This window comes from Pseudoflavonifractor sp. An187, assembly GCF_002160275.1.
Lineage (GTDB): Bacteria > Bacillota > Clostridia > Oscillospirales > Oscillospiraceae > Enterenecus > Enterenecus faecium.
The window spans coordinates 46253-60463 of the sequence record NZ_NFKG01000008.1 but is presented as its reverse complement, the minus strand read 5'-3'; the positions used below and the strand labels follow the sequence as shown (position 1 = coordinate 60463).

13 protein-coding genes and 1 riboswitch are annotated in these 14211 nt (G+C 55.8%); of the genes, 9 read left to right on the top strand and 4 right to left on the bottom strand.

What is annotated here, in order from left to right:
* The first annotated feature begins 30 nt into the window (after positions 1-30).
* From B5F22_RS05655 to B5F22_RS05635, 5 genes are all read left to right on the top strand, one after another.
* The gene (locus tag B5F22_RS05655) at positions 31-918 is read left to right on the top strand and encodes a quinate/shikimate dehydrogenase (protein WP_087391696.1); all 888 of its coding nucleotides are present in this window, start codon (positions 31-33) and stop codon (positions 916-918) included.
* Between the two features lie 153 nt (positions 919-1071).
* Positions 1072-1656 (top strand): helix-turn-helix domain-containing protein, encoded by a 585-nt coding sequence (locus B5F22_RS05650; RefSeq protein WP_087391694.1) that lies wholly within the window; start codon positions 1072-1074, stop codon positions 1654-1656.
* Between the two features lie 157 nt (positions 1657-1813).
* A complete protein-coding gene (locus B5F22_RS05645; RefSeq protein WP_087391692.1) occupies positions 1814-2374 on the top strand; it encodes an RNA polymerase sigma factor in 561 nt (186 codons plus the stop codon).
* The gene (locus tag B5F22_RS05640; protein ID WP_087391690.1) at positions 2371-3261 is read left to right on the top strand and encodes a hypothetical protein; all 891 of its coding nucleotides are present in this window, start codon (positions 2371-2373) and stop codon (positions 3259-3261) included. Before B5F22_RS05645 ends, B5F22_RS05640 begins: the two co-directional genes overlap by 4 nt.
* A 19-nt stretch (positions 3262-3280) precedes the next feature.
* Entirely contained in the window at positions 3281-4510 is a 1230-nt protein-coding gene (locus tag B5F22_RS05635) for a serpin family protein (RefSeq protein WP_158096631.1), read from the top strand.
* A 46-nt stretch (positions 4511-4556) separates the two neighbouring features.
* Here B5F22_RS05635 and B5F22_RS05630 read toward each other — a convergent pair whose 3' ends face one another.
* Positions 4557-5855: an FAD-dependent oxidoreductase gene (locus B5F22_RS05630; RefSeq protein WP_087391686.1), complete on the bottom strand. Its 1299-nt coding sequence runs from the start codon at positions 5853-5855 to the stop codon at positions 4557-4559.
* Between the two features lie 142 nt (positions 5856-5997).
* Positions 5998-7509, bottom strand: coding sequence for an LCP family protein (locus tag B5F22_RS05625; RefSeq protein ID WP_087391684.1), 1512 nt, complete (start codon positions 7507-7509; stop codon positions 5998-6000).
* Between the two features lie 273 nt (positions 7510-7782).
* Here B5F22_RS05625 and B5F22_RS05620 point away from each other — a divergent pair, with 273 nt between their 5' ends.
* Positions 7783-9663, top strand: a complete 1881-nt coding sequence (locus B5F22_RS05620) for a nucleoside-diphosphate sugar epimerase/dehydratase (protein WP_158096630.1) — start codon at positions 7783-7785, stop codon at positions 9661-9663.
* Between the two features lie 93 nt (positions 9664-9756).
* Positions 9757-10509, top strand: coding sequence for a CpsB/CapC family capsule biosynthesis tyrosine phosphatase (locus B5F22_RS05615; RefSeq protein WP_143482194.1), 753 nt, complete (start codon positions 9757-9759; stop codon positions 10507-10509).
* Between the two features lie 82 nt (positions 10510-10591).
* On the opposite strand, the gene B5F22_RS05610 is transcribed toward B5F22_RS05615, so the two are convergent.
* A complete protein-coding gene (locus B5F22_RS05610) occupies positions 10592-11113 on the bottom strand; it encodes a nitroreductase (RefSeq protein WP_087228571.1) in 522 nt (173 codons plus the stop codon).
* Positions 11114-11221: 108 nt separating this feature from the next.
* On the bottom strand, positions 11222-11599 hold the full coding sequence (locus B5F22_RS05605) for a RidA family protein (protein WP_087391678.1): 378 nt from the start codon (positions 11597-11599) through the stop codon (positions 11222-11224).
* A 150-nt stretch (positions 11600-11749) separates the two neighbouring features.
* Positions 11750-11868: riboswitch (molybdenum cofactor riboswitch) on the top strand.
* Between the two features lie 93 nt (positions 11869-11961).
* Between B5F22_RS05605 and B5F22_RS05600 the strand changes: the two genes are divergently transcribed.
* Positions 11962-12987, top strand: coding sequence for a molybdopterin-binding protein (locus tag B5F22_RS05600; RefSeq protein ID WP_087391677.1), 1026 nt, complete (start codon positions 11962-11964; stop codon positions 12985-12987).
* A 9-nt stretch (positions 12988-12996) separates the two neighbouring features.
* Complete coding sequence (gene glp / locus B5F22_RS05595) at positions 12997-14199, top strand: gephyrin-like molybdotransferase Glp (RefSeq protein WP_087391675.1); 1203 nt, start codon at positions 12997-12999, stop codon at positions 14197-14199.
* Positions 14200-14211 lie beyond the last annotated feature (12 nt).

Sequence of the window (14211 nt, the reverse complement as noted above, 5' to 3'; positions counted from 1 at the left end):
CAACATTGGATAGAATGAGAGGTAATTACTATGCCTAATATCACGGGACATACCGAACTGGTGGGCCTGATGGCCTATCCCATCCGCCACACCCAGTCCCCCACCACCCACAACCTGGCCTATGACAAGAACGGCGACGATGTTATCCAGCTGGCCTTTGAGGTGGACAACGACTCCCTGGAGGCCGCTGTCAACAGCATCCGCGCTCTGAAGATGCTGGGCTCCAACATCTCCATGCCCAACAAGACCGTGGTGCACAAGTACCTGGAGGAGGTGGATGAGGCCGCTCAGCTGTGCGGCGCCATCAACACCGTGGTGAACACCCGGGACGAGAATGGCCAGGTCACCGGTAAGCTCAAGGGCTACAACACCGACGGCATGGGCTACTGGCAGGCCATCAACGAGGAGGGCATTGACTACACCGGCATGAAGATGGTCCTCATCGGCACCGGTGGCGCTGCCACCGCCATCGCTGTGTACGGCGCGCTCCACGGCATCTCCGAGATGCACGTGTTTAACATCAAGGACAAGTTCTATGGCCGTGGCGAGGAGATCGTGGCCACCATCAACGAGAAGACCAACTGCAAGGCCTACATGCACGACCTGGCCGACCTGGATCTGCTCAAGGAGAAGATGCACGAGGTGGACCTGTTCTGCGATGCCACTGGCGTGGGTATGCACCCCCTGGAGGAGCTGTCCAACATCCCCGATCCCTCCTTCTTCCGCCCCGACCTCATCGTCACCGACACCGTGTATGCCCCCCGTGAGACTGTGATGATGAAGCAGGCCCGTGAGGCCGGCTGCCAGAAGGTGTACAACGGCCTGGGCATGATGCTCTTCCAGGCCCTCATTGCCATCAAGCTCTACACCGGCAAGGACACCGATGTGGCTTACATGAAGGAGCAGCTGGGCATCTGATTGTCCTATAAGAACCATCATAGATAGAACCAACCAGTCCCTCCGACAGACGTCGGGGGGACTGTCTTTTGCCCGGTCTACGATGCGTAGGTTGAGGGGACAGGGATTCCCTGATATAATGGCACAACAAGAACAAAACAAAGGAGAACAGTCATGAATTCCTATGTCACAGGGAGTACCATCAAACGGCTGCGGGAGGGGCGAAGCCTGACCCAGGCCCAGCTGGGGGAGAAAATCGGGGTGAGCAGTAAGACCATTTCCAAGTGGGAGACCGCCAAGGGACTGCCCGACGTGTCTCTGCTGGAGCCTCTGGCCTCCGCTCTGGGGGTGTCGGTGCTGGAGCTGATGAGCGGGGACACCATGTGCAATGGCAACCGCTCGGCCAACATGCTCCGCTCCAAGCTGTACGTCTGCCCCATCTGCGGCAATGTCATCCACACCATGGGGGAGACGGTGGTGAGCTGCTGCGGTGTTACTTTGCCCCCGCTGGAGGCAGAGGAGGTGGACCAGGACCATTCCATCGCCCGAGAGGTGGTGGAGGATGAGGTGTACCTCACAGTAGACCACCCCATGACCAAGAAACACTACATTTCCTTCTTGGCCTATGTCACTTCCGATGGCTTCCAGATGGTAAAACTCTACCCGGAGGGAAATGCAGCGTGCCGCTTCCGCCTCCAGCGGTCCGGGTATCTGTACCTCTGCTGTAATCAGCATGGACTGATGCGGGAAAAAGTGTAAAGAGAGATTACGCCCCGGCTGGGTACGTTTCGTACCTGGCCGGGGCGTTGCTTTCAGTAGGCCAAATTTGATATCATGAAAAATAGAAACATACCGCAACTAACCCCTGTGTTTTACGGGATATCAAGTGAAGGGCACCGAGAAGGGAGGGAGCCAGATGGAGGACCAGGAGATTGTGGAGCTGTACTGGAAGCGGGACGAATCGGCCCTGGAGCACAGCCGAGAGAAGTATCACGGGTACCTAAGCCGTATTGCCCAGCAGATTTTGTATGACCGGGAGGACAGCGAAGAGGTGGTCAACGACACCTATTTCAAGGCGTGGCAGTCCATGCCGCCCCAGCGGCCCAGCAAGCTGTCTATCTACCTGGGCCGCCTGACCCGGCACGGGGCCATTGACTATCTGCGCCGCCGCACCAGCCAGAAGCGGGGTGGAGCCACCTACGAGATGTGCGTGGAAGAGCTGGAGGAAAGTGTGCCCGGCGGAGAGACACCCCAGCAGGCCCTGGAGGAGAAGCTGTTGGTGCAGCTGCTCAATCAGTTTCTGGAGACCCTCTCACCCCAGGCCAGAGCGCTATTTCTGGGCCGATACTACTACTTCGACCCACTGTGGGAGGTGGCCCGCTACTGCGGCATGGGGGAGGGACAGGCCAAGAGCCAGCTTTTCCGCATCCGGAAACGACTGAAAGCCTATTTGGAACAGGAGGGGTTTGTGGTATGAAGGGAGAACAATTGCTCCACGCTCTGGGTGAGGTGGACGAGGAATACTTGGCGCAAGTGGATGAGCTGCGGCGGATACCCCCGAAAAAGAAGCGACACACCTGGATTCCCATGGCTGCCTGCCTCTGTCTGGTGGCTGGAGTGGCGGCGTGGGCGCTGCAAGGTGGAATGGGAATGCCCAGCAAGGATGGTGCCGAGACAAACTCCAATGGAATGAGCGGCAGTGCCCAGGGGATATATGTGCCGCCTCTAGAGGTGGAATTGCCCCAGGCGGAGACGGAGGCCATGATAGACATGATTGGATTTTTCATCTATCAGGGGCGTCTCTATGCTCAGATGGATGTGGTGGAGCAGGGCCAGAACTTGGTGGGAGAGCAGTTGGGAGAGTCCAGCGGTACCATTGACGAGTGGACGTCCGAGAACCAATATCTAGAGGGCACAGGGAGTATCGGGGGACCTTTTTATGAGGTGAAGGGATACGATCCCCGGTACCTGCTGTGTATGATATATGATTACGGGGTGGAACTATTCTGGAACAACTGCGACATCACGGTATCTACTGGGGCAGATATATTGGAAGAGGTGTTCCGCCTGTCCGACGGAATTGTCCAGGCAGAGTTCCAGGGCGAGTCGGACTTCCAGGGTGAAACTGGGCGCACGACCCCCATCACCCGACTGGAACAGCTAGAGGCGTGGGTGGATGACCTGGAGCAGGCCCCGGCCCTGTCCAGCGCTGAGACGGATATGGGGCAGTGCTTGGGGCATCTATACCTCACCAAGGCGGATGGGGTGACGGTGCACCTGAGATTGATGGACAAAGGCTATGTGCAGGTGGCAGACTTGCCGGAGGTATGCTGGCAGATGGAATGGCAGTCTATCCTGCCATGACAGAAAGGAGGAGAACCATATGAAACAGAAGTGTTTGGCCTTACTGGTGGCGGGAGGTTTGCTGTGTAGTACCCTGATGGGGTGTACCCGAACCTATGCCACTGATCTGATGGATGGAGTGAAAGCTGGAACTCCCACGGAAGTACAGGTCCAGAAGGAGACCTGGACGGGGATGTATGACTTCTCGGTGAAACTGCTCCAGACTACCTGCGATAGGGAAGACAATACCCTGGTGTCGCCCATGTCCGTGCTATCCGCTCTGGCTATGACCGCCAACGGTGCCCGGGGAGAGACGCTGGCCCAGATGGAGGACACTCTGGGTGGGACAGTGGAACAGCTCAATGGGGCGTTGGCGGGGCTGGGTCAGGAGAACGATTCCCCCCTGTACCTGGCAAACTCCATCTGGTTTGCGGAAGGGGGACGTATCACCCCCAATCCAGACTTCTTGCAGGTGAATGCAGACTGCTATCGTGCGGGAGTGTTTGAGGCTCCCTTTGACCAGACCACCGTCACCGACATCAATCGGTGGGTAAAGGAGCACACCCACGGCATGGTGGAGGAAGTGTTGAGAGAGATTCCCCGTAATACGGTGATGTACCTCATTAACGCTTTGGCGTTTGAGGCGGAGTGGGAGGACCCCTATGAGGATTCGGATGTGTGGCAGCAGGCATTCACTGACCAGGCGGGAAAGGTCCAGCAAGTGAGCATGATGCACAGCGAGGAAGAGCTCTATCTCCGGGACGACCAGGCCCAGGGATTTGTGAAGTACTATCAGGGAGGCCGATATGCCTTTGTGGCGCTGCTGCCGGACAAGGGAATTTCTGTTTTGGACTATGTGGAGGGCTTGGACGGCCAGCAATTGAAGGCGCTGCTGGACAACCCGACATCCGTGCCCGTGGCGGTGACCATGCCCAAATTTGAAAGTGAGATGGAAGTGGACCTTGTGGAAGTGCTGAAGGAGATGGGAATGGACCTTCCCTTTGACAGCGCACAGGCAGATTTTACGGACCTGGGCACCAGCCCTGATGGAAACCTCTATATTAACGAGGTTCTTCACAAGGCTTTCATTGAGGTAGAGGAAAAGGGAACACGAGGTGGAGCTGCTACAGTGGTAGGAATGAATAGCGAGGGAGCACCTGAGGAACCAGAGGAACAGATGGTTGTGACCTTGGACCGACCTTTTGTCTACCTGGTGGTGGACACCTCCTCCATGTTGCCCGTGTTTATGGGCACGGTACTCTCCGTATAACGACAAGACAACGAGCCACTCTCTGGTGAGGGAGTGGCTCGTTGTTTCACGGTTTCAAATCCTTGGTGGCCGGGTTGTCGATGAGTGTTCCATCCCGAGTAAACCGGGAGCCGTGGCAGGGACAGTCCCAGGTGTGTTCTGCTGGATTCCATTTCAAAGCGCAGCCCAGATGAGAGCAGCGGCGGGTGGAGGGGGTGAGCAGGGTTACCGTGGACTCAAAGGCGTTGACCGCCAGTTGGGGGCGGAAGATGGAGCGAGCGGGGGAGAAGATTTCAGCGTATGGGTTTTGCTTGCCCTGAACCAGGTCACACAGCAGGGTGGCCGCCACCATGGAGTTGGTCATGCCCCACTTATTAAAGCCCGTGGCCACATATACATCCGACGTGTTGGACCAATAGGGGCCGATATAGGGCATGTTGTCCAGACTCATGCAGTCCTGAGCGGCCCAGTAGTATTTCTCCGTGGACTCTGGATAATGTTCCTTGACAAATTGACGCAGTTCCCGCCAATTTCCACCTGGTTTCCCCGTGCGGTGCCCACCGCCACCCACCAGAAGCATACTGCCGTAATTTCGGAAGGACAGCCCCGTTTGCGTCTGGTCCACATACATGCCGTTGAGGTTGGGGGCGTGTTCCAGGGCGAGCACGTAGGAGCGGTGCTGGTAGAGCTTGATGAAGTAGCTGCCATGGCGGTTGAGGAAGGGAAAGTGGGTGGTGACCACGATGTGCTTGGCGTGGATGCGGCCATGGTTGGTGATGGCGGTGCGGCCGACGAGTTCCTTTACCATGGTGTGTTCGTAGACGTGCAGCCCCTGGGAGATGGCAGCGGCAAATTTCAGAGGGTGAAACTGGGCCTGACGGGGAAATTTTACCCCGCCTGCCACAGCAAAGGGCAGGGGCAGCTGGCTGGCGAATTCCCCGGGAAATCCCAGACGGTGCAGGGTGTCCAGCTCTCGCTCGATATTCCGTAGGCTATCCCGGGCGTAGACATAGGAGTCCTGCTCCTCATAGTCACAGTCTAGATGGCGACACAAGGTGCGGTATCTACTCAGCGCTTCCTCTTGAGCGGCCAAATACCTACGGGCACGCTCCACACCAAACCGGGCGATGAGCTTGTGGTAGATGAGGCCGTGCTGGACGGTGAGCTTGGCGGTGGTATTCTTGGTGATGCCGCTGCAGATGGTGTCTGCCTCTGCCAATACATAGGGTACCCCGGCCTGATGCAGTTGGTAGGCGCACAGAAGCCCCGCCATGCCTCCGCCGATAATGAGTACATCGGTCTTGATATCCCCGTCCAGGCAGTCAAAGTGGTTCAGCTCTGCGGTCTGTTCCCATAGTGATTTCATGTGTAAAAGCCCCCTAACACCAGATAACTCTAGTGTCCTGCAAATGACGGGAACTATACCGGAAAGAGAAAAAGATTTAGATTGAAAGAATAGCGCCCATCCTGAGAAAATCGGGATGGGCGCCGTGTAAAATGGTAGGGGATCAGGAGGTAGCCAGGGAGTGACCCAGACGCACCTTCTGCATCATCTCCTTGGCGGTATCCACCGTGGAGTAGTCGGGAATGGTGACATAGGCCTTCTGGTTGGGAATGGAGTAGGTGTAATCGCTGGACCCGGTGCCGGACACATAGTAGCTGTTGATGGTCCATGCTCCGCCGTTGGACAGCTGGCTGCGCACCAAAGTGCCGACGAGGTCATAGGGGACCGAGGTGACGAAGCTATTCTGAGCGGCGTTCATGAGAGAATTATAGTTGGTGAGGATTTCGGGGGACATGGCCTTCTGAATGACGGCAGTGATCACTTGCATCTGATGGATGCCGCGCTGATAGTCCCCATTGGGGAAGGCGTACCGCTCTCGAACATAGGAGAGGGCCATGGCTCCGTCTATATGGTTGATGCCCTGTGTGAAGTGATATCCGCCCGATTTGAAATCATACTGGGAATTCACTTCGATCCCGCCCAGAGCATCAATGATGTCTTCAAAGCCGGTGAAGTTGACCCGGAAGTAGTAGTCGATATCAATGTCATAGAACTGGGCCAGGGTGTCCTTGCTGACATCAATGCCATAAATACCGGCGTGGGTGAGTTTGTCGGGGAGATCACCCTCATCAGCGATGGACAGAGGGACATAGTAGTCACGAGGAGTGGAAAGCAAAAGTACTTGACGGGTATTGGGATTGATGGTGGCAATGATATTCACGTCGCTGCGGCCTGTGGCCAGCACATCGCTGCTGCGGGAGTCGCTGCCGCTGATGTAGACGGTAAAGACCTCGTCGTCCTCCTCCGGGTCTTTGGAGTGCTCCGGCAGAGGTACCGGGGAAGGCGTATCTGTATCATCTTCGCTGGTGACAGAGATGGTGCGTACTTCCCGAATCTTGGTATCTAAATCCTGGTAGCCGTCCAGTTCGGAGAGCATGTCCAAATAGGCACGGTTGATGAGCATGACATTGATGTCTGAGTTCAGTAGGGCGTCTACCAGCTCCGAGGCAGAGGCGTAGGACTTGGTGTTGGCGGTGACGTAGAACTCGTCCTGAATCTTGAGCAGAGCAGCCTTAGTGTTGTGGGGGTCCAACTCCTCCAGTACACCGAACCGCTCCCGCAACAAGTCCGACAGTTCCCGCTGGTCGTCAATTCGGACACACACCACCATCTCAGCGGTCTCCACACCACCGGAGGTAATGTTTTTCAGGGCATTGACGGTAATCTGAGCATAGTAGATGCCGGCAGCAAAAGCTACGGACAAGATGAGAGCCAGTATGGTAGCTATGGTGCGGCGGACCTTGGTGGGGTGGAGAAGGCTTAAAAGCCAGACCAGCAGCAGTAAGATCACCACCATACCGATGAGGACTCCAGTGAGCAGCGGTGTGAGCATCTTGCTGGTGATGGCGACAAACACAAGCGCAAGAGAGAGGAGCGTGAATAGCACCAAAACGATACGGTTGATGATGCAGCTTACCTCTTGGTTTTCAGAGCGAGAAAAAAATCGCTGATTCATAGTATTGTCATCCCCTTGTGTATATATTTGTGGTGTAGAACAGGGAAGCGAAAGTAGTTTGGATCATTATAGTATAAAATTGGTCAAATCGCAATGCCGGGTGGAGAATTTAAGGTAAACTCCCCAAAAATAGGTACTGGGAATTGACAGTTGTGGGGCGTGAAGCGTATACTAATAACCGATAAAGATATAAAATGTCTAGAAATTCGGTAGGAAAACGAGAAAATGATAGAGAAATGAGAGATGAATATGAATTTGCACAAGCTTTGGCGTATGCTGGTGATTGCGGTGATGGATGCCCTGTCGCTGGGAGCAGCAGCTGGACTGGCCATTTTGGTCCGATTTGATTTCGCCCTTAGCCAAGTGCCCCCAGAGTATCTGGACAAAATGGGGTATTGTCTACTGGTACAGATCGTGGTTACCATTGCTGTATTTGCGTGGCGGCGCATGTACCAGTATGTGTGGCGCAGCATCAATGTGCTGGACGTAACACAGATGTGTGTGTCAGTGCTGATTGCGTATGCTGTGAGTTTTGTATGCTGTAGTTTTATACAGCTGCCGCTGTCCCGCAGCATTTGGTTTTTGATGCTGATCTTCCAACTGGTGTTTTTGGTGGGAATGCGTTGCTCGCTGCGATTTTTCCTGGTATGCTATCATTTCTTTCGGTCACACGGGCCAGATGGACAGCGCATTATGCTGATTGGAGCCGGGCAAGCAGGTCAAATTCTAGCCCGTGAACTGCGTCAAAGCAGCCGGGTAGAGGGAAAACTGTGCTGCGTCATTGACGACAATCCCAGAATTCACGGAAAATATATAGACGGTGTGCGCGTTGTAGGGGGACGAGATAAGATTGAGTCTGCGGTAAAACAGTATGGCATTACTCAGATTATTTTTGCTATCCCTACCATTGAGCCGGACCAGAAGTCTGAAATTCTCAATATCTGTAAGATGACGGGTTGCCGCCTTCGAGTGCTCCCTGGCCTTTACCAGATGCTCAACGGTGAGGTTAGCCTTTCCGCCGTGAAGGATGTTCAGGTAGAGGACCTGTTGGGACGCACTCCGGTGCAGCTGAACAAAGCGGTGGTATCCGACTTCCTGGAGGACAAGGTGGTCATGGTGACCGGTGGCGGTGGGTCCATCGGCAGCGAGTTGTGTCGGCAAATCGCCACCTGTCATCCTCGACGCCTCATCATTTTGGACATCTACGAAAATAACGCCTATGATATTCAGCAGGAGCTAAAGCGACTGTATGGGGTAAAACTGGATCTGAGAGTGGAAATTTGTTCGATCCGGGACAAGAGACGTATCTATCAGATTTTTGATCGGTATCACCCGGATGTGGTGTTCCACGCTGCAGCTCATAAGCATGTGCCTTTGATGGAGGACTGTCCGGATGAGGCCATCAAGAACAACATTTTTGGTACCTACCACGTGGTGCGCGCTGCCGAGAAGTATGGCGTGAAGAAGTTTGTGATGATTTCCACCGACAAGGCGGTGAATCCCACGAACTTGATGGGAGCTACCAAGCGATTCTGTGAGATGATTTTGCAAAGTAAACGGGAGAGCCGGACGGAATACTGCGCGGTGCGTTTCGGGAATGTCTTGGGCTCCAATGGCTCCGTGATTCCGCTTTTTAAACGGCAGATTGCCAATGGTGGACCGGTAACCATTACGGATAAAAGGATTATCCGCTACTTTATGACCATTCCTGAGGCAGCCATGTTAGTGCTGGAGGCGGGCGCTATGGCCAAACAGAGCCAGATTTTCGTGCTGGATATGGGACAGCCGGTGAAAATTCTCACGCTGGCGGAAAACCTCATTCGCCTGTCTGGCCTGGAGCCCTATAAAGACATCGAAATCAAGGAAATTGGCCTGCGACCTGGTGAGAAATTATACGAGGAGCTTTTGATGAAAAGCGAGCATTTGCTCACCACGGAAAACAAAAAAATATTTGTGGAAGAGCAGCAAGTGATTTCGGGCTATGAAATTCGGTGCGGGTTGAAGTCTCTGGATAACTTTGTCTCTGCCCAGCGGCCCAAAGAGGAATTGGTGGCTTTGATGCGGTACCTGGTGCCCACCTATCGAGACCCGGAAGAGGTGAACCGTGAGGCAGTTCAGCGGCTGGGCGAGCCAAGTGGACAACAGGTCGGATAGTCAAAGAATAAATAGCGTGTTGAGAAGGAATTCCCTGCAAATAGAATCAACCGATTTGGATGGTTTTCGCAATTGCCCGGGGGAGTAGAGTGAGTGAAAACAGATATGATAGATATTCATGTACATATTTTGCCGGGAATAGATGATGGAGCATCCAATTGGAATGAGGCTGTGCATATGGCACAGATGGCAGTGGACGGAGGCGTGTCTGCCATGATTGTCACGCCGCATTGTAACATGAGATACCAGAATTTCTACACGCCAGATTTGATTGAGCACAAACGCCGCCTCCAGAACATGCTCCGAGAATACCAGATTCCATTAAAACTGTACTTTGGAATGGAGATTATGGGAAGCTATGATGTGGGTCAACAGCTGAGAGCAGGTAGGCTGGCGACCTTGAATGATTCCCGCTATCCTCTGGTAGAGTTCCATTTTACGGGAAGTGGTCAGGAAGAGACTGAGATTCTTGACTCGATTCTGAGGCATGGTTATCGTCCCATCGTGGCGCATCCTGAACGCTATCTCTATGTACAGGAGCAGCCAGAACTCCTAAACACTTGGGGGGAGATGGGATGTTTATTTCAAATTAACCGGGGCAGTTTGCTGGGGCGGTTTGGACACCGCGCAGAAGAGCTCTCTTATTCTATGGTGGACCGAGGGTATGCGGATGTGGTGGCCAGCGACGCCCATTCAGCGTCCCAGAGAACTCCGTGGATGGCAGATGTACGAGAGATGCTGGAGGAGGAGTTTTCCCAGGAGGTGGCGTATACATTGCTGGAGAAGAATCCAAGGAGAATTCTGGAGGACCAAGATATGCCCAAGAGAATGGTAAATTGGTTTTAAAGAACAGAACTTACACAAGAGCCAGGGAAACCGGTGCATGCACTTGGTTCCCCTGGCTCGTTTCAACTGGGACCGATCATGGTCAAACCCGTACGATGTAGTTTCCCTTGCGGGGCGCGGCTTCCTTCACTCCTCCTGGGGCACGATAGCCCAGAACACAGTTGCCGATGCCCTCATAGTGCTCTGGAATGCCCCATTCACGCAGCAGAGCTTTGCCCTCGTCACTGGCGAACATCTCCTTGGCCCGGAAGATGTAGCAGGAGTCCACCCCCACAGCCTGAGCGGCGTTCATCAGGTTTCCCATGACCAGGGCACCGTCGTAGAGATAGGTGGGGCGCTGGGTGTCTGCCAGAACCACGAGGACGCAAGGAGCGCCGTAAAAGGGGTCCATGTCCCGACCCATGATGGCGGCATTCATTTTGGACAGCTTGGCCACCAGCTCCGGCTTCTGTACCACCACAATCACCGGGGACTGCATGCCCATACCCGTGGGGGCGTAGGTGCCTGCCTCCAAAATGGCATTGAGCTGCTCCTCCTTGACCTGCTGGGGGAGAAAGCTCCGGCAGCTGCGTCGCTCTTTCAAATCCTGTAAGGTCTCTTTCATCACGCATACCTCCTAGTCATATGATACGGTTTCCATTATACCACCTATAGTCCAGTACAGAGAAAAAGAATAGGGCTCCGTCGTTGTTCGGCGGAGCCCTGTGGGAGATTACTTCACGGCAATGGCCTCAATTTCAAACAGGCCGCCCTTGGGCAGGGCACCGGCCTGCACGCAGGAGCGGGCAGGGGGATTTTCGGTGAAGTAGGTGGCGTAGACCTCGTTGATGGCGGCGAAGTCGTTGATGTCTGCCAGGAATACAGTGGTCTTCACCACGTGGGAGTAGTCCATGCCAGCGACCTGGAGCACAGCGCCCAAATTGTCCAGCGCCTGCTTGGCCTGGGCCACAACGCCTTCAGGCAAGACGCCAGTCTCGGGGATCAGGCCCAGTTGGCCGGAGGTATACAGAGTATCGCCGCACAGCATCGCGTGGCAGTAGGGCCCCACAGCGGCGGGGGCATGGGCGGCGTGAATGGTTTGATGGTTCACAACAGATCACTCCTTGTTTCATTGGTGAGATGGCTGTAAAAATGCAGCGGCATCTATGCCAGTATACAAGAGAATAGGTAATTAGGCAAGGGCAGGAGGCTTGAGAAACATATTGTACTTCTTGATTTGTTATGATACACTGGAGTAAATACCATAGAAATGCTTCGAGCCAGTGCTTCTAAGGGCTATATGCCTATGAACCGCTGGCCAGGGTCATGCTGGAAACGGAATGGCCTTCCGTGTTTGAAAAGAAGCTGCTCCAGCCCCAGTCCCTTTCTGAAAGAAAGGGGCTTGTGTGTCGTGCTTTTGGAGGAGTGCTGTCTTTTCAGACGGCACTCTTTTTTTGATTGGAGGTACGCCCCATGAAACTCATTGAAACTCGTCAGGCAGTGGGCCATGTGCTGTGCCATGACCTGACCCAGATCATCCCCGGTGTCACCAAGGATGCCCGGTTCCGCAAGGGCCACATCGTCACCCCTGAGGACATCCCTGTGCTGCTGTCCATGGGCAAAGAGCACCTCTACGTGTGGGAGCAGCAGGAGGGGATGCTCCATGAAAATGAGGCGGCCCAGCGCCTGTGTAAGCTGTGCCGCAACGAGCACATGACCACCACTCCGGTGAAGGAGGGGAAAATCGAGTTACTGGCAGACTGTGACGGCCTGTTCCAGGTGGATGTAGCCCGACTGGAGGCCATCAACGACGATGATGCCATCATCATTGCCACTCGCCACACCAATACCCCGGTACGCCGTGGGGATAAGCTGGCGGGCACCCGCATTATCCCTCTGGTCATCGAGGAAGAGCGGCTGCGCCGGGTGGAGGAGGGGGCAGGAGATACCCCCATTCTCTCTCTGACTCCCTGGAAGGTGCGCACCTGCGGGGTGATCACCACAGGCAGCGAGGTGGCAAAGGGGCTTGTTCAGGACAGCTTTACCCCGGTGGTGAAGGAGAAGCTGGCTGCCTACGGCATCACCGTCACCCACCACTGTCTGCCAGGCGATGATCGGGCGGCCATCACCGCTGCCGCCTTAGACTTCCACGCCAAAGGTGTGGATATGATTCTGTGCACGGGCGGCATGAGCGTGGACCCTGACGATAAGACTCCCGGTGCCATCAAGGACACCGGAGCGGAGATCATCTCCTACGGTGCCCCGGTGCTCCCCGGCGCCATGTTCCTGCTGGGGTATTTCCAGGATGGGACCCCCATTTTGGGCCTGCCTGGGTGTGTGATGTACGCCAAGGCCACCATCTTTGACCGGGTGCTCCCTCGCATTGCCGCAGGACTGCCCATTGACCGCCGGGACATCAAGAAAATGGGCCACGGTGGGCTGTGTTTGGGCTGTGCCCAGTGCCACTACCCCATCTGTCCCTTTGGCACAGGACTGTGAGGGAATAGGATGCGGGAACGCATTTCATTGGAGGAGGCCTGGACGCTGATCACGGCCCCACTCCGTCCTCTGGGGGAGGAGCAGGTGGACCTGGACCACGCTCTGGACCGGACGTTGAGCCGGGATGTGTGGTCCTCCATAGACCAGCCCCCCTTTGACCGCTCGCCCTTGGACGGCTACGCCCTGCAAAGCCGGGACGTCCAAGGAGCGTGTCCAGAGCACCCCGTCTCACTTCGGGTGGTGGAGCGGGTGTGTGCCGGAGAGGTGCCCCACCAGCGGGTCACCCCCGGCACCGCTGTGCGCATTATGACCGGGGCCTCGTTGCCCCAGGGATGTGACTGCGTGGTGCGGCAGGAGGACACCGATTTGGGAGAGACAGTGGTGCAGGTCTATGCCTCCGTGTTGGCCTATCAGAATTTCATTGGGCGGGGGGAGGATTACACCGCCGGGACCTGTCTGCTCTCTGCTGGGACCCGGTTGGACGCCGCCGCTCTGGGCCTGTTGGCCAGCGCCGGGTGTGACCGGGTGTGGGTGTACCGCCGTCCCCGGGTGGCCCTGCTGGTCACGGGGGACGAGGTGGTGCCGCCCCAGGTACGCCCGCTCCCGCCGGGGAAAATCTACACCGCCAATTCCTATCTGCTCTCCGCTCGGCTGCGCCAGTTGGGGGTGGAAGAGGTGACCTGTGCCACCGTGGGGGACGCCCCCCAGGAGACGGCCCAGCAGATGAGAAAGATGTTGGAGCATTGCGATTGCCTCATTACCACTGGAGGGGTGTCGGTGGGGGAGCGGGATGTACTGCACCAGGCCCTGCCTATAGCCGGGGCACAGCAAGTGTTTTGGCGGGTGCAGATGAAGCCGGGTACCCCGGCCATGTATTCTCTGGTGGAGGGGAAACCCATTTTGTCCCTGTCCGGCAATCCCTTTGCCGCGGTTGCCACCTTTGAGCTGTTGGGGCGACCCATGCTCCACGCCTTGTGCCCTGCGCCCCAATTTGAGCTTGAGACACGCCGGGCGGTGCTGGATACCCCCTTTGACCGACCCAGCGGCATGCGCCGATTTTTGCGTGGGGTGTATCAGGACGGGCATGTGAGACTGCCCAAGGATCACTCCTCCGGGTCGCTTCGCTCCCTGGTGGGGTGCAACTGCCTGTTGGAGGTGCCCGCTGGAAGCCAAAACGTGCAGGCAGGGGAGAAGTACACCGTCTATCTGTGAGTCCGGGAGGAA